The organism is Ruegeria sp. CJ6 (assembly GCF_056536665.1).
This window is the reverse complement of record NZ_JBQFQB010000003.1, coordinates 391,141-412,870: the sequence shown is the minus strand read 5'-3', so window position 1 is coordinate 412,870 and position 21,730 is coordinate 391,141. Positions and strand designations below refer to the sequence as shown.

Below are 21,730 nucleotides of genomic sequence, written 5' to 3'. Positions count from 1 at the left end.
TTGGCCTCGCCTAGTGCGAGGCATGGAAGGTCCGGCCCAATGCGGCAGGTGCGCTGCTCTTGTCGGCCGAAAGGATCACAAGCACAAGGATCGTGATGATGTAGGGCGACATTGCCAGATACTCGACAGGAATGGCAACGCCCGCTGCCTGCAAATTAAGCTGCAACACAGTGATGCCGCCGAACAAATAGGCGCCCAGCAAGACACGCCATGGTTTCCAGCTGGCAAAAACCACCAGCGCCAAGGCAATCCAGCCGACACCGGCAGTCATGCCCTCGGTCCACTGCGGCACGCGGATCAGGCTGATGTAGGCGCCGCCCAAGCCAGCGCAAGCACCACCAAACAGGATCGCCATGATGCGAATCTTGATGACCTTGTAGCCCAGCGCATGCGCCGCATCGTGGTTTTCGCCAACGGCGCGCAATATCAGGCCGATGCGTGTGTATTTCAGCGTGGCCCAGACGGCGGCCGTCAGGGCAATTCCGACGTAGAGGATCGGGTCGTGCTGAAACAGGATTGGTCCAATAACAGGGATATCGCTGATCACAGGGATATGGATTTCACCCATGCTGGGCGGCTTGATTCCTACGTAGCTCTGCCCCATCAGCGCGCTGAACCCGAGGCCGAACAGTGTTAGGGCCAGGCCGCTGGCAACTTGATTGGCCAGCGCCACCTGCGTCAGCAGCACAAACAACAGCGATAGCACCGCGCCACCGATTGCTGCCGCAATAAAGCCCAGCCAGGGCGAACCGGTCTCAACCGAGATTGCGAAGCCGCTGATTGCGCCCACGATCATCATGCCCTCGACACCGAGGTTCAGGACGCCTGCTTTTTCGACCACCAATTCTCCGATTGCGGCCAACAAAAGTGGGGTTGCGGCCACCATTAGCGAGGCGACCAGAAGGACGGGGTTAATTTCACCAAGGTCCATATTACGCTACCTCGCTACGGGCCGCACGAATGCGGTAGTTTGTCAGAAGATCAAATGCCAGCAGGAAGAACAGAAGCATCCCCTGGAATACCTGAATGGCTGCGGCGGGCAGACCCAGCTGAGATTGGGCGATTTCACCACCAATATAAGTCAACGCCATCAGACCTCCGGCCAGCAGGATGCCTACCGGATGCAAACGGCCAAGGAAAGCCACGATGATCGCGGTAAAGCCGTAACCGACGTTGAAATCGATGCTGACCACGCCAGCAGGGCCCGAGACTTCGAACATCCCCGCAAGACCGGCCAGCGCGCCGGCCAGACCCAAACAGAACAGGATCAGGCGGGCAGGGTTTACACCGGCGAACTTCGCCGCACGCGGGGCCTCACCTGTCAGGCGGATGTGGAAGCCCAGCATGTGCCGGTTCAGCAAGACATATGCAAAGATAACAGCGATCAGGGCAGTGACTACGCCCCAGTGCATGCCTGAACCCGCAATCAGCTCGGCATTATACGCGCTGTCGTAGGATTGCAGATTGCGCGAACCCGGAAAGCCGAACCCTTCGGGATTCTTCAGCAGGCCTAGCGAGACCGAGGCCAGCATCTGTTCGGCCACATAGACCAACATCAGCGACACAAGGATTTCATTGGTACCGAAGCGCACTTTTAGGAAGGCTGGGATCATTGCCCATAGCCAGCCGCCAAACGCGCCTGCAATCACCATGATCGGAAAGATGTAGAATGCATCCAGCGGATAGAATGCCAGACCAGCGCCCGCACCGAAAATGGCCCCCATAATGTACTGACCCTCGGCCCCGATATTCCAGATACCGGCGCGGAAGCCTAAAGACAGGCCGATGGCGATCAAAACCAGGGGCGCGCCCTTAACCAGCAATTGCGGCCGATAATAGAAGGCGAACTCGCCAAACAGGGGTTCCCAGAAAATGGTTCCAATAGCCTCGACCGGGTTTTTGCCCAGAATGGCGAACAGTATGCCACCAAAAACCATCGTCGCCAGGACCGCGACCAGAGGGGTGGCATAAGACCACGCCTTGGACGGCTGAGGCCGTTTCTCCAACACAATCATTTGCTCATACCCCCGCGTTTCTCTTTTCTTGTAATTGTTTAGACATGGGCCACCTCCATGCCATGCGCGCCGCCCATCATCAGGCCGATCTCATCGACCGTCAGACCCGTAGTTTCACGCGGGGCGCTTAGTCGTCCTTCGTTCAAGGCGGCAAAGCTGTCTGAGATTTCCATCAGTTCATCGAGGTCTTGCGAGATACAGATGACCGCAGTTCCCTTGGCCGCCAGATCCAGAATGGCCTGCCGGATCGAGGCCGCCGCCGCTGCATCCACGCCCCAAGTCGGCTGGTTCACGACCAGAACATCCGGGTTTTGCAGCACTTCGCGACCAATCACGAACTTCTGCAGGTTCCCGCCCGACAGCGACCGGGCGGCATTTTCAGGACCCGGCGTACGCACGTCAAAGGCGCTAATGATCTTTTCGGCAAAGCTCTTGGTCTCGGACCACTTCAGAAAGCCGTTATTCTCTAGCCCCTCGCGGACCGACCCAGTCAGCAGAGCGTTTTCGGTCAGGCTCATATCAGGGGCAGCCGCGTGGCCCAGCCGTTCTTCGGGCGCGGTCAACACGCCCAGCTTACGCCGCGCGGTCGGGCCGAGTTTGCCGATGGGTTGACCGCTGAATTTGATCGCATCTGCGGTGGTCGGAATTTCGCCAGAAAGCACACCCAGCAATTCATCCTGACCGTTCCCCGCGACACCCCCGATCCCCAGAACCTCGCCCTTGCGGACGGTCATGTGGACGTTGCGAAGCGCGGTTCCGAATTCCGACGGCGACGGCACTGACAATCCGCTGACATCCAGCGCAACGTCACCGAACTCCCGGCCGGAACGTTCAGGTGTCTGCAGGGTCGAGCCCACCATCATCTCAGCCATATCGCGCGCTGAGGTTTCAGCTGGTACACATTCGCCCACATTCTTACCCAGCCGCAGAATCGTGGCGTGGTCGCATAGCGTTCGAATCTCTTCCAGCTTGTGCGAGATATACAGGATCGATGTCCCTTCCGAGCGCAATTTGTTCAGCGTTTCGAAAAGGATTTCAACCTCTTGCGGCGTCAGAACCGAGGTCGGCTCGTCCATGATCAGCAACTTCGGGTCCTGCAATAAGCAGCGGATGATTTCGACCCGCTGACGCTCACCTGCAGACAGATCGCCAACCGTGCGGAAGGGGTCCAAGGGCAGGCCGTAGGTTTCGGATACTTCGCGGATACGCGAGGCCAGATCACCCATTGGGGGCGGGTTCTCCATCCCCAGAGCGATATTCTCGGCGACGTTCAACGCATCGAATAGCGAAAAATGCTGGAACACCATCGCGATCCCGTCCGCACGGGCGGCGCGCGGTTCAGGCGGTGCATAGGACTGCCCCCGCAGCAGCATTGAGCCGCTGTCGGGCTTCACCAGCCCATAGATCATTTTGACAAGCGTGGATTTGCCTGCGCCGTTCTCGCCCAGCAGCGCGTGAACTTCGCCTTCACCGATGTCAAAGGACACCTGATCATTGGCCACGACGCCGGGATAGGCTTTGGTCAGCCCTTGCAAGCTCAGAAGTGGAGTGGTCACGCGCTCAGGTCCTTCTTCAATTCGTTCTGTCGGGCGGGGCGTAACAGTTGCGCTGCCACCCCAACGGCGATCATCTGCGGGTGTTTGCCCAAGCCCGGATCGCCGATCGGACAGGTGATCCGGCTGATCCGCTCGGGCGGATGTCCAAGGGCTGCAAGTCGCGACCGGAATCGCGCCCATTTCGTAGCCGAGCCGATAAGCCCCGCAAAGAGGAAATTGTGCGAAAGCAGCCGGTTGCACAGTTCCAGATCCAGATTGTGCGAATAGGTCAGCACCAGATGCTCGGCATCGGTTGGCGCGTGGCGAACCAGCTCGGCGGGTTTTGCGGTCGGAACCGGGGTTACACCGGTTGGAACCACATCGGGAAACCGCTCGGGTCCGGTATCGACCCAGGTGATTGCCAGATCGGGTAGGGGGGACAAAACGTCCACCAGCGCCCGGCCTACATGGCCTGCGCCCCAGATCCACAGATTACGCGTCGGTTTGTGAACGGGTTCGACCATCCAACCTTCGATCAGTTGGGGCTCGGGCGCGACACCCTGTCCTCGCGCTGCCGCCAGCCGACGTTTGACCGATAGCGGCATCTCTCCGCCCGAGGCCGAACGCGCGATGACGGTATCGTCCAGTGCATTCAGCGCTTCATGATCAAATACTTCACTCAGCAATGAAACTGCACCGCCGCAGCATTGCCCCATGTCGGGGCCAAGAGCGTGATGCGTTAGTCGGGTGGCGGTGGTTTGGGATCGCGCAGCTTCGGCTGCCTGATACTCCAACGTGCCTCCACCGATGGTGCCACTTTGCCCGTCCTTCCAGACTAGCATCGCGGCCCCCACTTCACGTGGAGACGACCCTTTGATGCCGGCGATGACCACCCGGACCACTGTTCCGTGGGTTTTGACCGCCTCCCTCAAAGCCTCTAAGTCAAATCCCATCAGATGCCTCCCTTCATCTTTTGGACGCCGCGCCAAACCTCTTCAGCCGTGGCTGGTGCATCAAGAGCGGGGTAGACCTCTCCACAGGCCGCGACCGCATTCGACAGGGCCAGCCATGCAGAAATCCCGAGCATAAACGGAGGTTCGCCCACCGCTTTCGAACGATAGATCGTGTCCTCACGGTTTTCGGCATCCCAGAGTGCGACGTTGAATACGTCGGGTCGATCTGAGCAGGCGGGGATCTTATAGGTCGAGGGTGCGTGTGTGCGCAGGTTGCCCGTGCCGTCCCAGACCAGTTCCTCGGTCGTTAGCCAGCCCGCGCCTTGCACATAACCTCCTTCGACCTGCCCGATATCCAACGCCGGGTTCAACGAAGCACCGGCATCATGCAGGATATCGGTGCGCAGAATGCGGTTCTCACCAGTCAGAGTGTCGACGGCCACTTCGGTGACCGACGCTCCGTAGGCGAAGTAGAAGAACGGACGGCCTCGTCCGGCGATCCGGTCCCATTCGATCTTGGGTGTCTTGTAGAAACCGGTCGCCGACAGGCTGATCCGACCCTGATAGACCAGCGCCGCAGCTTCAGCGAAGGTGTAGCGTTCTGCGCCAACCGAAACATGGCCATCAGAGAAGGTTACAGTCGACGGATCGGCCTGATGCCGCTCGGCCAGATAGTCCGCCATTCGATCGCGGATCGTATCGCAGGCCGCCTTCACGGCCATACCATTCAGGTCACTGCCCGAGGATGCTGCCGTGGCCGAAGTGTTCGGTACCTTGGCCGTATCCGTGGCGGTGATTTTGACCATCTCCAGCGGGATGCCAAAGCGCGAAGCCGCCACCTGTGCCACCTTCTGGAACAGACCCTGACCCATCTCGGTGCCGCCGTGGTTCAGATGGACCGAGCCATCCTGATACACATGCACCAAAGCGCCTGCCTGATTCAGGTGGGTCAGCGTGAAGGAAATCCCGAACTTGACCGGAGAAAAGGCAATGCCCTTCTTGATCACGCTGTTCTCGGCGTTCCATTTCGCAATAGCGGCCTTGCGCGTTTCGTAATCGCTGGATTTCAGTAGCGCCTGAGTCATCCCGTGTAATTCGAAATCGCTGACCTCCATTCCGTAGGGCGTGGTATTGCCGCCAGCGGGCAGAGGGCGCACGGGGGCGTCCCCGGTTTCGACCGCGCCGCGGCTTGTTAGGTCCTCATGCGGGTCGGGATGACCCAAAGGCTTCTCGGACGGCGTGATCTCGGCAATCGCATGGGCCGGTTCGTAATAGTTTCGGCGGCGCAGTTCCACCGGGTCCAGACCCAGCTCATACGCGGCGTGGTCCATCACGCGTTCGATGCCAACCATGCCCTGCGGGCCGCCGAAGCCGCGATAAGCGGTGGCGGATTGGGTGTTGGTCTTCAGCCGGTGGCTTTCGATCCGTGCATTTGGCAACAGATAGGCATTGTCCGAATGCAGCATCGCGCGGTCGGCGACGGGCAGGGACAGATCCTGCGCCCAACCGCAGATGGCGTGGTGTAAGAACGAAACGCCCTGAATGTGGCCATTCTCATCGAACCCAGCCTTGTAGGAAATCCGGAAGGCGTGGCGTTTGCCGGTGATGATCATGTCATCGTCGCGGTCATAGCGCATCTTGCAGGCCTTGCCGGTTGCACGTGCGGCTATAGCACAAGCCACAGCCAAAGCGTTGCCCTGGCTTTCCTTGCCGCCAAAACCTCCGCCCATACGGCGGGTTTCAACGCGGACCGCGTGCATCGGAACGCCCAAAGCGTCCGCCACCTTGTGCTGGATCTCGGTCGGGTGCTGGGTCGAGCTGTGCACTAGCATATCCGCGCCTTCATTCGGCACGGCCAGCGCCGCCTGACCTTCGAGATAGAAATGTTCCTGCCCGCCAAGTTCGAAAGACCCTTCGATCACGTGTGTCGCGCCAGAGATAGCCGCATCTGCATCACCCTTGGCGTAAACGCGCGGGCCGTCCTCGAACCGGCTGTCGGCGGCCAGAGCCTCTTCGACCGTCAGGATTGGCGTTTCCTCGGCATAGTCGATCTTGCCCAGACGTGCGGCCTTGCGGGCGGCCAGATGGCTGGTGGCGATGACCAGAAACACCGGCTGGCCGATATAGTGGACTGTTCCGTCCGACAGCAGCGGTTCATCATGGATCGAAGGCGATACGTCGTTGGCGAAGGGCAGATCATCCGCAGCCATAACCATCACGACGCCCTCGGCAGCCTTCACCGCAGACAGGTCCATTGCGGTGATCTTGCCTTTGGCAATCGGGCTGAGGCCAAAAGCCAGATGCAAACTGTCCCTGGGTGTCGGGATATCGTCCACATACCGCGCGGTTCCTGAAACGTGCAGCGGTGCTGCGTCGTGGGGGAGGGGTTTGGTCACGCTCATGCCGATACCTCCAGCACATTGGTCACTTCGCCCTGATCTTCCAAGAAGTATCTTTCGAGCATCGCTTTGGCGGTTTCCAGTCGATAGGTGGCCGAGGCGCGCATGTCCGTGAGTGGTGAATAATCGTCGGCAAAGGCAGGCAGCGCGGCGTCAATCGTCTCGCGCGCCCAAGGTTTACCGACCAATGCGGCCTCGACATGGGTTGCCCGTTTCGGGATGCCGGCCATGCCGCCGAACGCGATGCGCGCCTGCGTGACGATGCCGCCCGAGACGGTGATGTTGAAACACCCGCAGACGGCCGAGATGTCCTGATCGAACCGCTTGCTGAGTTTATAGGCCTTCAGGCGATCCAGCTGACGGGGGAAACTGACAGCTTCGACGAATTCACCGGGAACGCGGTCCTGTTTGCCATAGTCGATAAAGAACTCTTCCAGCGGAACGGACCGGCGGGTGTCGCCTTTGCGCAGATGAAGGGTTGCGTCCAGAGCAATCAGCGCAGGCGGGTTGTCACCAATGGGCGAGCCATTGGCGATGTTGCCGCCCACCGTTGCAGCATGGCGCACCTGAACACTGGCATAGCGACGGATCATTTCGGCGTAAGAGGGGTGAAGATCGGCCAGAGCCTCACCCATCCGATTCATGTCGACCATTGCGCCAAAGCGAATTTCATCGTCGGTGATGGTGATTTGTTTGAGATCATCGCAACGGTTGAGGAAGATTACTGGATCCAGGTCGCGCAGTTGCTTTGTCACCCACAGGCCGACATCTGTTGCTCCGGCAACCAGCGTGGCATCCGGGTTTTCAACATATACAGCTGCCAGTTCATCGGAAGATTCAGGCAGCATGCGCGACGCAGCAGAAGATGCGAGTGGCTTGTCTTTGACCCAGACTGGCACGGGACGGTCCTCGACCGCTTTCGCGGCGCGAATAATCGGTGCATAGCCAGTGCAGCGGCACAGGTTTCCGGCAAGCTGGGTGTCATGATCCGTGGCGCCCGTCGCATGGCTGGCGACCATCGACATGACAAAACCCGGAGTGCAAAAACCGCATTGCGAACCGTGCAAGTCAACCATTGCCTGTTGAACGGGATGTGCTTCGCCATCCGGGCCGCTTGCCCCTTCGACTGTACGGACCGCTTTGCCATGCAGCTGGGGCAAGAACAGGATGCAGGAGTTCAGAGCTTTTGCGCCGTCTTCGTCCGTCACCATGACCGTGCACGCGCCGCAATCGCCTTCGTTGCAGCCTTCTTTGGTGCCTGTCAGACCGCGATCTTCACGTAGCCAGTCCAGTAGGGTGGCCGTCGGATCGACATCCGGCAGCTCCACTGTCTCTCCGTTCAGAAGAAACGTGATGTTCATTCGAGAAACCCGTCGCGTTACCCGGTTGCGCCCGTTCGGCCCTCCTTCGATGCGACGTAGAAAGAGTGGCGGGCGGTAGCTTGCCGTCAGATGTTAGAAACAGCGCACCTTATCTGGCAAGAAAAACTGCCTATATGATACACCATTGCACCCGAGCGGCCCATGATTGTCGTGTATGTGTGAAATTTAATAAATTGAAAATAAACACTTTTTGGGAAGGTGTGCGTTCCTACGCCCGAAGCACCTTCTGAAAAAGCCGAATAATCACCGATGATTTTTTCGGCATTCGATGGTGCCGGTTCCCGCTTTTGCAACATCGCTGGCTGAGATAGCTTAGCCTGTATGAGCAGTTCCCCCCGATTCATTCACCTCCGCGTTCACACTGAATATTCGTTGCTGGAAGGCGCCGTGCGGCTGAAGAAGCTGCCGGACCTGTGCCAGAAGATGGAGATGCCCGCCGTCGCGGTGACGGATACCAATTCAATGTTCTCGGCCTTAGAGTTTTCGGTCACCGCCAGCGGGGCAGGTGTGCAACCGATCATGGGCTGTCAGGTCGATCTCAGTTACGTTCAGGCGCAGCCGGGAGAAAAGCCCAAAGCACCCGCGCCGCTGGTGCTGCTGGCACAATCCGAGGTGGGATATGAGAATCTGATGAAGCTCAGTTCCTGCCTGTATGTAGACAAAAGCGGGCAGTTGCCGCAGGTCACTTTGGACGAATTGGCGGAACGATCAGATGATTTGATCTGCTTAACCGGCGGTCCAGACGGGCCCGTAGGGTTGCTGTTACAGCAAGGTCAGCGCCCTGCTGCCGAGGCTTTGGTGGATCGTTTGTCCGCGATTTTCCCGGATCGCCTTTATGTTGAGTTGCAGCGTCACCCTGGCGAAGGAGGTCAACCTGAGGCCGAGCGCTTGACCGAGCGCGGTCATGTCGAGATGGCGTATGACAAGAACCTGCCGCTGGTGGCCACCAATGACGTCTATTTTCCGACTTCGGACATGTACGAGGCCCACGACGCGCTGATCTGTATCGCCGAGGGGGCTTATGTCGACCAGCAGGACGGTCGCCGACGTCTGACCGCGCAGCACTATTTCAAGTCGCAGCAGGAGATGGTGACGCTGTTCGCCGATCTGCCCGAAGCCGTCGAGAATACGGTTGAAATCGCGCAACGCTGCGCCTTCATGGCCTATCGCCGCGACCCGATCCTGCCGAAGTTTGCAGATGATGAGGTCGCCGAACTGCGTCGCATCGCCAACGAGGGTCTGCAAAAACGTCTGGCCGTGATCCCGCACGCCGTGACACCTGAAGAATATCAGGAACGGCTGGATTTCGAACTTGGCATCATCGAAGGGATGGGCTTCCCAGGCTATTTCCTGATCGTTGCCGACTTTATCCAATGGGCCAAGGATCATGACATTCCGGTGGGTCCGGGGCGAGGCTCGGGTGCGGGATCACTGGTGGCTTATGCGCTGACGATTACCGACCTTGATCCGCTGCGGTATTCGCTTTTGTTTGAACGGTTTCTGAACCCCGAGCGGGTTTCTATGCCCGACTTCGATATCGATTTCTGCATGGATCGCCGTGAAGAGGTTATCCGCTACGTGCAGCAGAAATACGGGCGCGACAAAGTGGGGCAGATCATCACCTTCGGTGCCTTGCTGTCGAAGGCGGCTGTGCGCGATATTGGGCGTGTATTGCAGATGCCATACGGACAGGTTGATCGCCTGTCCAAGATGATCCCGGTCGAAGGCGTCAAACCCGTTTCCATCGAAAAGGCGCTGAAGGATGAGCCGCGCCTGCGGGAAGAGGCACGCAATGAAGAGGTCGTGGACCGTCTGCTCACATATGGCCAGCAAGTCGAGGGGCTGCTGCGCAACGCCTCGACACACGCTGCCGGCGTGGTGATCGGAGACCGGCCGCTGGATGCACTGGTTCCAATATATCAGGACCCGCGCTCGGACATGCCTGCGACCCAATTCAACATGAAATGGGTTGAACAGGCCGGGCTTGTAAAGTTCGATTTCCTGGGTCTGAAAACACTGACCGTGATCCAGAACGCGATGGATTTGATCTTTAAGTCAGGCCGTGACCTTCACATAGCTCCCGATGGCACGGAACTCTATGAACCCGCCGAAGGGGCAATAAATCAGATCAACGCCATCCCGCTGGATGACGAGGCGACGTACAAACTCTATTCGGCGGCCAAGACGGTGGCGGTGTTCCAGGTTGAATCCTCGGGCATGATGGATGCGCTCAAGCGGATGAAGCCGGATTGTATCGAGGATATCATCGCCCTCGTCGCGCTTTATCGACCCGGCCCGATGGAGAACATCCCCAAGTTCTGCGAAGTCAAGAACAAGCTTAGCGAACGCGACACGCTGCACCCGTCCATCGACCATATCTTGGATGAGACGCAGGGCATCATCGTCTATCAGGAACAGGTGATGCAGATCGCGCAGGAAATGGCGGGTTACAGCCTTGGGGGCGCGGACTTGCTGCGCCGCGCGATGGGTAAGAAAATTCAGGAGGCGATGGATGCAGAGCGGCCCAAGTTCCTCAAAGGTGCTGCCGAAAACAATGTGGATGAGGCCAAGGCGACCGAAGTCTGGAACCTGCTGGACAAGTTCGCCAACTATGGCTTCAACAAATCCCACGCCGCCGCCTATGCGGTGGTCAGCTATCAAACCGGCTGGCTAAAGGCGAACCACCCGGTCGAGTTCATGGCAGGTGTCATGAACTGCGATATCCATCTGACCGACAAGCTCGCGATCTATTTTGAGGAAGTCCGCAAGGGGCTGCAGCTGCCCTATGTTCCGCCGTGCGTAAATCGATCCCAAGCGACCTTTGATGTGGCCGATGGGCATTTGGTCTATGCGCTGGGCGCGCTCAAGAACGTAGGCGGCGAGGCAATGAATCTTGTGGTTGAGGGGCGTGGCGAAAAGCCTTTCGTAAACCTGTTCGACTTCGCCCGCCGTGTTGACCTGAAGAAGGTCGGCAAACGCCCGCTTGAGATGCTGGCTCGCGCCGGTGCCTTTGACGAGCTCGATAAAAATCGTCGCCGTGTGTTTGAAAGCCTTGATCCGTTGGTTCAGTATTCGGCGGCGATTCACGAGCAGAAGAATTCCAACCAAGTTTCCCTGTTTGGCGAGGCAGGCGATGACCTGCCCGAACCGCGTCTGTCCCCTTCGCCTGATTGGCTACCTGCCGAACGCCTAAGCGAGGAATTCAAGGCCATCGGATTCTACCTGTCTGGCCATCCGCTGGATGACTATATGCCGGCCCTGAAGCGCAAACAGGTGCTGACACTGGACCAGGTGACTGAAAAGGCGCGCTCTGGACCATTTATCGCTAAGATGGCCGGAGTCGTTGCAGGTCGGCAGGAAAGGAAATCAGCGCGTGGCAATCGGTTTGCTTTTGCGCAGCTCTCTGATCCGACTGGGGCATTCGAGGTCACGTTATTCTCGGAAACACTGGAGAAATCCCGAGAGTTTCTGGAAACCGGCGCACAGGTGGTACTGACGGCCGAAGCGACCATGGAGGCCGATCAACTGAAACTGCTGGGCCGTTCCGTTGGTCCGGTTGATACAGTTGTGGCCGATGCGGGTGCGACGGGTTTGCGTGTGTTTGTCGAGGATTCGAAGGTTTTGCCGAACATGGCCACGGTACTGGAAGGCGCAGAGGCTTCAGCCAAAAGGGTGGCCAAGGGACCTGTTTATGTTTGTCTATTCGATCCCGGACTGCCAGGCGAGGTCGAGATGGATCTGGGCCGGGAATTTCCGATCAACCCAGAAATCAAAGGCGCGCTGAAGTCGCTCGAGGGGATATCGGAGATCGAAGAAATCTGATCCCGAACCGTAATGTTGCCACACGCGATGGACCCCGCTAGGCTGGGTGAACATCCTCAAAGGTCATTTCACAGGAGGGTTCCGAAATGGCAAGTTCAGGCAATGTTTTCAGGATATTTACACTCGCCGCGGCATGTTCACTGGCATTGGCCACTGCGGTACATGCAGACGACAAAAAGAAGAAAAACACTCTTACCGGGGCCTTGGTCGGCGCGGGCGTTGGCGCGCTGGTAGGCGATGGTAAAGGGGCTGCGGTCGGTGGGGTGGCCGGTGCGATTATCGGACATAACTGGAAGTGAAGCTGATGCAGTCAATTCTCATAAAATCTACTTTCTGTGCCACGCTCTTTGTCGTACCCACATTCGCGCTGGCTGACGATTCAGCAGAGCAGATGGTACAGGATGCCTTGCCTGTGATGCACTACACATGTGCGTCGATCGCAGAGGAGGCTGATGGCGACGAAGAATTTGTCGTGGCCGTTGTTGGAAAAATGACGGCCCTGTCACTCTATAACCGCCAGATCAATATCGAAGATCATGCGGCCACTGACGAGGAAAAGACCCAACTGCGCGAAGCCTTCATTGCTGCTCTGTCAGAGGGTTGTGCCGCCGACAAGAATGCCCTTCTGGGCGGTGTGGTCGATAACGCGGTGAAGTCGACGCTGGGGTTGTAACCCCTCAGTAATGCGGCGGGCGTTCGTCGCCGAACACAACGCCGCCTGAGCCTTCCTGCGCGCGTTCCGCCTCGCGTTGCAACAGCATCTCGACGCGGCGGGTCAGGCGGTCGATCTCGTTCTGTTGGTTTGTGACGACCGAGTTCAGCTCTTCGACCGTGCGGGTCAGATGGGCGATCTGCTCTTCCAGATGCTGCATGGGGCTCTCCTTATAGGCGTCTCATAGCGACCCTGTGACGCCCTGGCCAGAGAAACCCCGCCTTGCCCCGAAACAGACCATGGGATAGACCGCGCGCGGAACACTAAATCCCAAGGACGCCCCACATGGCCAAGCCCAAGAAACAGCCCCGCCCCAAGGCCGTAACGCCGAAAGGGTTCCGTGACTATTTCGGCGAGGAAGTCACGCAGCGCACCGAGATGCTGCGGACGATTGCGGGTGTGTATCATCGTTACGGGTTCGATGCCTTGGAAAGCAGCGCGGTTGAAACGGTTGAGGCGTTGGGCAAGTTCCTGCCCGACGTGGACCGCCCGAACGAGGGCGTGTTCGCATGGCAGGAATTTGACGAAGGCGGCAATGGCGACTGGATGGCGCTGCGCTATGACCTGACTGCGCCTCTGGCCCGTGTCTATGCGCAGCACCGCAACGATCTGCCGACGCCTTATCGCCGCTATGCGATGGGTCCGGTCTGGCGGAACGAGAAGCCGGGGCCGGGGCGGTATCGCCAGTTTTTTCAGTGCGATGCGGATACGGTGGGCACGGCCTCAATGGCTGCGGATGCCGAGATTTGCGCCATGCTGTCGGACACGCTGGAAACCGTTGGAATCCCGCGCGGTGACTATCTGGTGCGGGTCAACAACCGTAAGGTTCTGAATGGCGTGCTCGAAGCGATGGGTTTGGGTGAAGACGCCGCCGCCCGAGATAACGTTCTGCGCACGATCGACAAGTTCGACAAGGTGGGCGAGGCTGGTGTGCGTGAGCTTTTGACCAACGGCCGATTGGATGCCTCTGGCGCTTTTATCGATGGTGTTGGTCTTAGCGGTGATCAGGCCGAGCCGGTGATTGCCTTCCTGACTTCTAAAGCTGCAGATACCGCCGGAACGCTGGCCAACCTGCGCGCCGCTGTGGGTGACAGCAAGATCGGTGCGGACGGGATCGCTGAGTTGGAGCAGATTGGTGCGCTGCTGGATGCAGGCGGGTATGGTTCGGACCGGATCGAGATTGATCCTTCGGTCGTGCGTGGCCTCGGCTATTACACCGGGCCGGTCTATGAGGCCGAACTGACCTTCGAAATATACGACGAGAAGGGCCGCAAGCGGCAATTCGGGTCGGTCTCGGGTGGTGGTCGCTATGATGATCTGGTCAAGCGGTTTACCGGACAGGAAGTACCCGCGACCGGCATCTCCATCGGTGTTGACCGATTATTGGCCGCTTTGCGTGAGAAGGGGCGGATCGCGGCGCAGGCCACCGGCCCAGTGGTTGTGACCGTGATGGACCGCGATCGCATGGCGGACTATCAGGCGATGGTGGCAGAACTGCGCAATGCCGGTATCCGAGCCGAGGTCTACTTGGGCAACCCCAAGAACTTTGGCAACCAACTGAAATATGCGGACAAGCGGAACTCTCCAATTGCGGTGATCGAAGGCGGTGACGAAAAGGCAAATGGGATCGTGCAGATCAAGGACCTGATTCTTGGCGCCAAGATTGCCGAAAGCGCCACGCTTGAGGAATGGAAAGAACGGCCCAGCCAGTTCGAAGTGCCCCGCGGCGATCTGGTCGCTAAGGTGCGCGAGATTCTGGACAATCAGGACTGACCCATGCCGAACCGTTCCCAAATACAGGCCCGCGCCGCCATGATGCGTGTCCGGTTCGAGGCAGCGGGCGCGCAGGTGGTTGATACGCCTCTGCTGCAGCCAGCCGGGACGCTGCTGGACCTCTATGGAGAAGATATCCGCGCCCGTGCTTACGTAACCTCGGACGCGCTGCGGGGTGAGCAGATGCTGCGCCCGGATTTCACCCTGCCGGTGGTGCAGATGCACATGTCCGACGGGGCTGAACCAGCAAGATACACCTATTCCGGCGAAGTGTTCCGCCGTCAGGAACACGATCCGGATCGTGCTAATGAGTATATCCAAGTCGGCTACGAAGTATTTGATCGCGAAGACCCCGCCGGAGCCGATGCCGAGGTGTTTTCGTTATTTGCCCTGCAATTGCGCGGGCTGCCCTTGCGGGCAGCGACAGGTGATATCGGTATTCTGATCGCCGCTGTTGAGGGTCTCAAGACCACTAGTCGTCGTAAGGCTGCACTGATGCGGCATCTCTGGCGGCCTCGCCGGTTCCGCGTTTTGCTGGACCGATATGCCGGACGCAAAGCTAGTCTCGAGGGGCGCGATGCTCTGCTTGACGCGGTCGACCCATTGGCGATTGACGTGCCCATGATAGGCAAGCGCCGCACACCCGAAATTCTCGAACGGATTGATGCTCTGCGCGAAGACCGCGCTGCGTCGCCGATCTCGGACAATGAACTGGCCGGTTTGGAGACGCTGCTTAATGTGCGAGAAACCATGCCTTTCGCGCTGGAACAACTGCGTGACATTGCGGTTGATCTGCCACAGATCACATCTGCTTTGGATCGTTTGGAAGCTCGTATCGCAGCCCTGCAAGCGCGGGGCGTGGATGTGGATACACTGGATTTTGAGGCGTCTTATGGCAGGACCTCGATGGAGTACTACGACGGGTTTGTATTCGGCTTTTATGCCGAAGGCCGCCCTGATCTACCACCGGTTGCGACCGGTGGGCGCTATGATGCGCTGACCAGGCATTTGGGTGGTGGAGCCGAGATTCCGGCAATTGGCGGCGTGATCCGCCCGGACCTGATGCTCGAAATCGAGGAGGCTGCACAATGAGCCTGAAACTCGGTGTGCCTTCGAAGGGCCGGTTGATGGACAAGACCTTCGCATGGTTTGAAAAGCGCGGCATTACACTGTCGCGCAGCGGATCAGACCGGGAATACGCGGGCAAGGTTGATGGGATTGGTGGCGTCTCGCTGATCCTATTGTCTGCAGGGGAGATTCCGCGCGAGCTGGCGGCGGGACGCATTCATTTGGGCGTGACCGGCATCGATCTTGTGCATGAAAAGCTGCCGCGCTGGGAACAGCAGGTGGAAGAGGTTGCACCTTTGGGGTTCGGCAAGGCGGACCTTATCATCGCAACCCCAGCCTGCTGGGTCGACGTGGACACTCTGGATGATTTGGATGCGGCGGCGGCAGGTTTTCGCAGGGCGCATGGCCATCGGCTGCGGATCGCTACCAAGTACCACCGTCTGGTCCGCGAATTCCTGACCGAAGCGGGAGTGGCCGATTACACGCTGGTCGACAGCCAGGGCGCAACCGAGGGGACGGTGGTGAATCAGACAGCCGAGGCGATTGCCGATATCACCTCGACCGGGGAAACACTGCGGGCGAACCACCTGAAAATCCTGTCGGATGGGTTGATCCTGCAATCGCAGGCCACGCTGTGGCGCAGCCGCGTGGCCAAATACGATGCGGCTGAAAAGACGGCTTTGAATGAGCTGCTGGACAGGTTGGCCTAAAGCACCCCAATTTCCGCTAGTGCGCGGTTCAGATCGTCGGGCAGGGCATCGTCCTGCTCGCGATTTTTAGGCAAGTCGGCAGGGGTGTCCTCAGGCTTGAGATACCGCCAGCCCTGGAATGGACGCTTCAGAGCGTTCTGCGTTCTGTGTACCTCGGGGTCCAGGACGATGGCGCAGCGGCGGATGCCGTCCTCGCCTCGGACTTCATCCAGCCGCAGGATGCGCTGGCGGCACTGGACCACACCTTTGATCACCCAATAGATCGACCCGCCATTCAGAATTTCAGCGTCGCGCTTGGGCCACATGCGGGTGACGTGGCGCGGGTATCCGTCCTCATAGAGTGGTTTGCGGCTGTCTTGCCATGCCATCAGCGTGTCGACGCTTTCTGACCCAACCGAAAGTTTGATGAGGTTTACGTACTTATCCACAGCTTTCCCACAGAGTCGTCCCAAGGGTGATCCCTATATTGTAGCCCTCATGCGCTTGTCATCAAGGTGTTGTGGTTTAGATGTGATCTGGGCTAATCTGAATGCCTCTTTCAGCACAGGGAATCACCAATGAGCCGCTTTGCCGCCCCCATCGCCGAGCAGATCTGGGATATGAAATACCGCTTTAAACAGGCGGATGGTACGCCCATCGATCAGACAGTCGAGGACAGCTGGCGGCGCATAGCTCGTGATCTGGCGCGTGTAGAAGAAGACCCGGCGCATTGGGAAGAAAAATTCTATGAGACGCTAGAGGATTTCAAATACCTTCCTGCTGGCCGCATCACCGCCGGGGCGGGCACCGCGCGACAGGTAACCCTGTTCAACTGCTTTGTGATGGGGACGATCCCCGACAGCATGGGCGGTATCTTCGACATGCTGAAAGAGGCCGCGCTGACCATGCAGCAGGGCGGGGGGATCGGTTACGATTTCTCAACCATCCGTCCGCGCGGCGCCGATGTGAAAGGGGTCGCAGCGGATGCCTCGGGCCCGCTAAGCTTTATGGACGTCTGGGACGCCATGTGCCGCACGATCATGTCTGCAGGCTCGCGTCGTGGTGCGATGATGGCGACCATGCGCTGCGACCATCCAGATATCGAACAGTTCATCACCGCGAAATCCGACCCGGCGCGTTTGCGCATGTTCAACATGTCGGTTCTGGTCACCGATCCATTCATGGAGGCCGTCAAGGCCGATGGACCGTGGGATCTGGTATTTGACGGAAAGGTCTATCACACCGTTCAGGCGCGGGATCTTTGGAACAAGATCATGCAGGCCACCTATGATTATGCCGAGCCGGGCGTGATCTTTATCGACCGGATCAACCAGGCGAACAACCTGAATTACGTCGAGACGATCTCGGCGACCAACCCGTGTGGAGAACAACCTCTACCGCCTTATGGTGCCTGTCTGCTGGGTTCGATCAATCTGGCACGGTTGGTTGCCGAGCCGTTCGAGGATGCCGCGCATCTGGACGAGGAGGCCTTGCAAGAGCTGGTGGCCACCGCCGTTCGCATGATGGACAACGTGGTGGACGCGTCGAAATTCCCGCTGGCCGAACAAGAAGCCGAGGCGCAGGACAAGCGCCGTATCGGGCTGGGCGTGACTGGTCTGGCCGATGCGCTGTTGATGTTGGGTTTGCGCTACGGCTCGGACGAGGCGGCGCGTCAGACCGAACGCTGGTTGCACGCAATCGCGCGCGCCGCGTATCTGGCGTCGGTCGATTTGGCGAGGGAAAAGGGCGCTTTCCCACTGTTTGACGCCGAGAAATATCTGGCCAGCGGCACCATGCAACTGATGGATGACGATGTGCGCGACGCAATCCGCGAACACGGCATCCGCAACGCGCTGCTGACCTCGATCGCGCCGACGGGTACGATTTCGCTGTATGCGGGCAACGTGTCTTCGGGGATCGAGCCGGTTTTCGCCTATGCCTACACGCGCAAGGTGCTGCAAAAGGACGGTTCGCGCACCGAAGAAGAGGTTGTGGACTATGCGGTGCAGATGTGGCGCGACAAGTTTGGCGACGCCGAATTGCCCAAGTATTTCGTGAATGCGCAAACACTAAGCCCGTCCCATCACGTAAAAATGCAGGCGGCGGCGCAAAAGTGGATCGATAGTTCGATATCGAAGACGATCAACTGTCCCGAAGATATCAGCTTTGACGCCTTCAAAGACGTCTATATTCAGGCCTGGGATCAGGGATGCAAAGGCTGCACTACCTATAGGCCAAACGATGTGACCGGCTCGGTTCTGAGCGTATCGGAAAGCGACGACAAAGCGCCAGGTGAAAGCGCGGATGCCCCGCATGAGGTTGACGGGGGCGAGGTCGTTTATATGTCCGAACCGCTGGATCGCCCACAATCGCTTGAAGGGTCGACTTACAAGCTGAAATGGCCGGACAGCGAGCACGCAATTTATCTGACAATCAACGATATCGTCATTGGCGGACGCCGTCGCCCCTTCGAGGTGTTCATTAACTCGAAGAATATGGAGCATTATGCTTGGACGCTGGCTTTGACCCGGATGATATCGGCCGTGTTCCGACGCGGTGGCGATGTGTCCTTTGTGGTCGAGGAACTGAAAGCTGTGTTCGACCCGCGAGGCGGGGCCTGGGTTAAAGGCAAGTACATTCCGTCCATCCTGGCCGCGATTGGCGGCGTGATCGAGCAACACATGGTCAATATCGGCTTCCTTGAGGGCGAAGGCATGGGCCTGAAGTCCGATCCTCAGGCGCAGGTAGTCAACATGGACGCCCCGCGTGGCAAGACTTGCCCATCCTGTGGTCAGTTCGACATGGTGATGATCGAAGGCTGCATGACCTGCCGCAGCTGCGGTCATTCTAAGTGTGGCTGATTTGGCGGAAGAGGACTTGATGTTGTGGTGCTTCAGGCGACACCGCCATTATTGTCACCAAATGACCTCTAACTGCGATCTGCCGACCTGCTGACGGAACCTAAGAAGCGCTAGTTTTTTTACGTTTCTTGTCTGAAGGAAATTTACTGGCCTTGTCGACCGAAGCACCTTTGGCGAGTTGCTTCGGCTTCTCTGTGCGACTTGATGCATGGCATTTGTTCCAAACATTTGCTTTGGAGTACTTTTTAGTTCTTCAAGCGTCAGGTGCAGGTTCAAACCTTGAACGTTTAATAGAGCAGCACCCTAAACTCGCTCGTCGAGTGGCATTGCGTCTGCGACAAATTTTAAGAACTGCTCCGGGGGAATGCTAAGTGCGCGCGATAGTATAACAAGTTCTGGCACATCTATGCGCCTTTGGCCGATCTCAATCCTGGCAATAAATAACGGATGACACTTTAACTTCTTGGCGAGCTTCGCCCGCGAGTATCGTTGGGCTTTGTCGGCGGCGATAGGCGCGGAGATCAGCGCGAGATGCCCTGACGAGCGGAGAGATTTGGCCGCTTTGGTGTCCGTTTAATGCTTCGGACATTTCCTAATCTCATTTTCAGAGTGTTTAGAAAGTCAGATTGAATATCTAAGAGCGGATGATGAAAATTGCTAAACATATAATCAACGCAGCTTTTTTCCCCTGTTTTGCGTTTGCCCGAGAGCCACTCACACTAACTTCAGACGAATATGAGCACTTGGAGCCTATCTACTAAATCCTTTGCGTAGCGCCCGGTAGGACCACTGACGAAGCAATGGAAGCGTTATTAGCGCACTTCGATCAACCACTTGCCAATGAAGTGGAGACTCTGATTGTGCGTAGTTCATGCGGCGCGAATTTCGATACGAATTTACCCAGCGGTTGCTGTCCCCAAGTTCCTACGAGAATCGTGCTTCGACCAGCATGATTGTCATTCTTAGTATCTGATACCTTCGCACCGGCAGCTGATCAAATCAATTCACCAGAATTTAAGCGATTGTTAACGTTGCTTTTATTGTGTTTGATCGGTGCAGAAAACAAAGCTCTTTCTGAAAGCGAACTGGCATTATGTCTAAGAAAAGTTGGATTTTCACAATAGCTTGACGATCTGAAGCCACCTTTGATTCCGCCCCATGTGCCCACGGCGGCGGCATTCCAGATGAAATATCCCTTACGCAAAACCTGTTGTTTGTTGACCTTCCAGCGCGGGAACCGGGCATACAGCCCAAATGAGTCGTAAAGCAAGAATACACGTTTGGGATGGCAGGCATGAAACCGAACAGGGATAGAAAGGCTGTTACGCGACGCGGAGTGATTGCCGCGTTTGCTGCGACAACTCTTTTTCCAGCACCGGCCGTTTGGGCCCAATCGATGACAACCGAGAGGACGCGCCGCAATGTTTCTTCATTCCGCGTTGCTAAATGGCAGGATCACTTTGATACGCTTAAGAATGGTGTGATCCTGTCCGATACACAGTCCAAGGTCCTGCAATATTGGTCAGAAGACGAGAGCGTCTATCGGATGTATCCAACCAGCGTGCCGCTGACGGAAGACCTTACAAGGCTGGGCTACACCACAGTAACTCGCAAGGTTGAGGGGCCATCTTGGCGACCGACACCAGAAATGAAAAAGCGCAACCCCGCTTGGCCCGACTATGTGGGCCCGGGTCCGGAGAATCCTCTGGGGACACACGCACTTTATTTGAGCTGGCAATACTACCGGATCCACGGCACCAACGACACACGCAAGATCGGAAGAAGATCCTCGAATGGCTGCATCGGCTTGTACAATGAGCAGATCGCGGACTTGTTCGAACTGGCCACCGTGGGCACGCAGGTAAAACTGATCTGACCATGGTCAAGTCGGCTTTTCTGGACAGGTGCTTAAGCTCGGTAACTGACAACGACGTGAAATAGTAAAATGGATAAACTTACACTCATGATAGGCGGTGTGGCGATCGCAGGTGCCGTCGCAATCGTCTACAATCTAAATCAGCAACCAGCTGGCCATTCGATGACGGCACCTGATACGTCGACGCTGGCGTCGGGAGATCCAATCCAAAACGTCAATCTACCGGACCAGCTAAGCGAATTTGCGGCCGTCGGCAAAGTGGCATTCGACGCAAAATGCTCGGCGTGCCATGGCGGGAATGCAACTGGTCTGGAGGGCCTTGCACCACCATTGGTGCATAAAATCTATGAACCAAGCCACCATTCGGACGAGGCATTTTACGTGGCCGTCCAGAATGGTGTTCGGGCACACCATTGGAAGTTCGGTAACATGCCGCCGGTCGATGGTTTGACCCGCGCGGATGTGAAGGGCATCGTGGCGTACATAAGAGAGTTGCAGCAAGAAAACGGGATTTTCTGAAGGTGACGAGTCGAGTGGGCACAGCAATTCGTTACTCCATCCTGTCAATTGCGCTGGCTATTGGCGGGCTACTTGTGACGGCCGATTCTGCTCATGCACATGGCGGTGATTCACAGCATGTGATTG

Annotated in this window: 19 protein-coding genes; 9 read left to right on the top strand and 10 right to left on the bottom strand. The window is 57.8% G+C overall.

The annotated features are described in order from the left end of the window. Positions 1-10: 10 nt before the first annotated feature. The 6 genes from ACR0BT_RS11710 to xdhA are packed head-to-tail and all read right to left on the bottom strand — an operon-like array spanning position 11 to position 8,263. Positions 11-931 carry an ABC transporter permease gene (locus ACR0BT_RS11710; protein WP_170392493.1) on the bottom strand — a complete coding sequence of 307 codons (921 nt, stop codon included), beginning with the start codon at positions 929-931 and terminating at the stop codon, positions 11-13. Between the two features lies 1 nt (position 932). After that, positions 933-2,015, bottom strand: a complete 1,083-nt coding sequence (locus ACR0BT_RS11705; RefSeq protein ID WP_170392492.1) for an ABC transporter permease — start codon at positions 2,013-2,015, stop codon at positions 933-935. A gap of 38 nt (positions 2,016-2,053) precedes the next feature. Further along, a complete protein-coding gene (locus tag ACR0BT_RS11700) occupies positions 2,054-3,571 on the bottom strand; it encodes an ABC transporter ATP-binding protein (RefSeq protein WP_480763191.1) in 1,518 nt (505 codons plus the stop codon). Continuing rightward, the gene (gene xdhC, locus ACR0BT_RS11695) at positions 3,568-4,503 is read right to left on the bottom strand and encodes a xanthine dehydrogenase accessory protein XdhC (protein ID WP_170646625.1); all 936 of its coding nucleotides are present in this window, start codon (positions 4,501-4,503) and stop codon (positions 3,568-3,570) included. Before xdhC ends, ACR0BT_RS11700 begins: the two co-directional genes overlap by 4 nt. Beyond that, on the bottom strand, positions 4,503-6,905 hold the full coding sequence (xdhB, locus tag ACR0BT_RS11690; protein ID WP_480592817.1) for a xanthine dehydrogenase molybdopterin binding subunit: 2,403 nt from the start codon (positions 6,903-6,905) through the stop codon (positions 4,503-4,505). The genes xdhC and xdhB overlap by 1 nt, the downstream gene beginning before the upstream one ends. Continuing rightward, complete coding sequence (gene xdhA, locus ACR0BT_RS11685; RefSeq protein WP_170420515.1) at positions 6,902-8,263, bottom strand: xanthine dehydrogenase small subunit; 1,362 nt, start codon at positions 8,261-8,263, stop codon at positions 6,902-6,904. Before xdhA ends, xdhB begins: the two co-directional genes overlap by 4 nt. A 342-nt stretch (positions 8,264-8,605) precedes the next feature. Between xdhA and dnaE the strand changes: the two genes are divergently transcribed. The 3 genes from dnaE to ACR0BT_RS11670 all read left to right on the top strand — a co-directional run bounded on the left by dnaE (position 8,606) and on the right by ACR0BT_RS11670 (position 12,779). Further along, entirely contained in the window at positions 8,606-12,106 is a 3,501-nt protein-coding gene (gene dnaE, locus ACR0BT_RS11680; RefSeq protein ID WP_480763190.1) for a DNA polymerase III subunit alpha, read from the top strand. Between the two features lie 86 nt (positions 12,107-12,192). Continuing rightward, a complete protein-coding gene (locus tag ACR0BT_RS11675; protein WP_170392486.1) occupies positions 12,193-12,405 on the top strand; it encodes a YMGG-like glycine zipper-containing protein in 213 nt (70 codons plus the stop codon). A gap of 5 nt (positions 12,406-12,410) precedes the next feature. After that, positions 12,411-12,779 carry a hypothetical protein gene (locus ACR0BT_RS11670; protein WP_170420521.1) on the top strand — a complete coding sequence of 123 codons (369 nt, stop codon included), beginning with the start codon at positions 12,411-12,413 and terminating at the stop codon, positions 12,777-12,779. Between the two features lie 4 nt (positions 12,780-12,783). On the opposite strand, the gene ACR0BT_RS11665 is transcribed toward ACR0BT_RS11670, so the two are convergent. Further along, a complete protein-coding gene (locus ACR0BT_RS11665; protein ID WP_170392484.1) occupies positions 12,784-12,978 on the bottom strand; it encodes a SlyX family protein in 195 nt (64 codons plus the stop codon). Between the two features lie 125 nt (positions 12,979-13,103). On the opposite strand from ACR0BT_RS11665, the gene hisS reads away from it, so the two are divergent. Genes hisS through hisG form a run of 3 tightly spaced genes read left to right on the top strand, consistent with a single transcriptional unit; the run spans position 13,104 to position 16,369 of the window. Beyond that, on the top strand, positions 13,104-14,591 hold the full coding sequence (gene hisS, locus ACR0BT_RS11660; RefSeq protein ID WP_480763189.1) for a histidine--tRNA ligase: 1,488 nt from the start codon (positions 13,104-13,106) through the stop codon (positions 14,589-14,591). A gap of 3 nt (positions 14,592-14,594) precedes the next feature. Beyond that, positions 14,595-15,683 carry an ATP phosphoribosyltransferase regulatory subunit gene (locus ACR0BT_RS11655; protein WP_480567388.1) on the top strand — a complete coding sequence of 363 codons (1,089 nt, stop codon included), beginning with the start codon at positions 14,595-14,597 and terminating at the stop codon, positions 15,681-15,683. After that, positions 15,680-16,369, top strand: a complete 690-nt coding sequence (hisG, locus tag ACR0BT_RS11650) for an ATP phosphoribosyltransferase (RefSeq protein WP_480763187.1) — start codon at positions 15,680-15,682, stop codon at positions 16,367-16,369. Before ACR0BT_RS11655 ends, hisG begins: the two co-directional genes overlap by 4 nt. Here the strand turns inward: hisG and ACR0BT_RS11645 are convergent. Continuing rightward, a complete protein-coding gene (locus tag ACR0BT_RS11645; protein ID WP_170392480.1) occupies positions 16,366-16,797 on the bottom strand; it encodes a DUF1489 family protein in 432 nt (143 codons plus the stop codon). The two genes, hisG and ACR0BT_RS11645, sit on opposite strands and share 4 nt — an antisense overlap. Before the next feature lie 129 nt (positions 16,798-16,926). Here ACR0BT_RS11645 and ACR0BT_RS11640 point away from each other — a divergent pair, with 129 nt between their 5' ends. Further along, positions 16,927-19,209 (top strand): adenosylcobalamin-dependent ribonucleoside-diphosphate reductase, encoded by a 2,283-nt coding sequence (locus tag ACR0BT_RS11640; RefSeq protein ID WP_480763186.1) that lies wholly within the window; start codon positions 16,927-16,929, stop codon positions 19,207-19,209. A gap of 303 nt (positions 19,210-19,512) precedes the next feature. Here ACR0BT_RS11640 and ACR0BT_RS11635 read toward each other — a convergent pair whose 3' ends face one another. Together ACR0BT_RS11635 and ACR0BT_RS11630 are read right to left on the bottom strand one after the other, a co-directional pair. Beyond that, a complete protein-coding gene (locus ACR0BT_RS11635) occupies positions 19,513-19,719 on the bottom strand; it encodes a helix-turn-helix domain-containing protein (protein WP_255612146.1) in 207 nt (68 codons plus the stop codon). Between the two features lie 484 nt (positions 19,720-20,203). After that, a complete protein-coding gene (locus tag ACR0BT_RS11630; protein ID WP_480763185.1) occupies positions 20,204-20,479 on the bottom strand; it encodes a hypothetical protein in 276 nt (91 codons plus the stop codon). Positions 20,480-20,494: 15 nt separating this feature from the next. On the opposite strand from ACR0BT_RS11630, the gene ACR0BT_RS11625 reads away from it, so the two are divergent. Both ACR0BT_RS11625 and ACR0BT_RS11620 read left to right on the top strand, forming a co-directional pair. Continuing rightward, the gene (locus ACR0BT_RS11625) at positions 20,495-21,085 is read left to right on the top strand and encodes a L,D-transpeptidase (RefSeq protein ID WP_480763184.1); all 591 of its coding nucleotides are present in this window, start codon (positions 20,495-20,497) and stop codon (positions 21,083-21,085) included. Between the two features lie 69 nt (positions 21,086-21,154). Continuing rightward, positions 21,155-21,604: a c-type cytochrome gene (locus tag ACR0BT_RS11620; RefSeq protein WP_480763183.1), complete on the top strand. Its 450-nt coding sequence runs from the start codon at positions 21,155-21,157 to the stop codon at positions 21,602-21,604. Positions 21,605-21,730 lie beyond the last annotated feature (126 nt).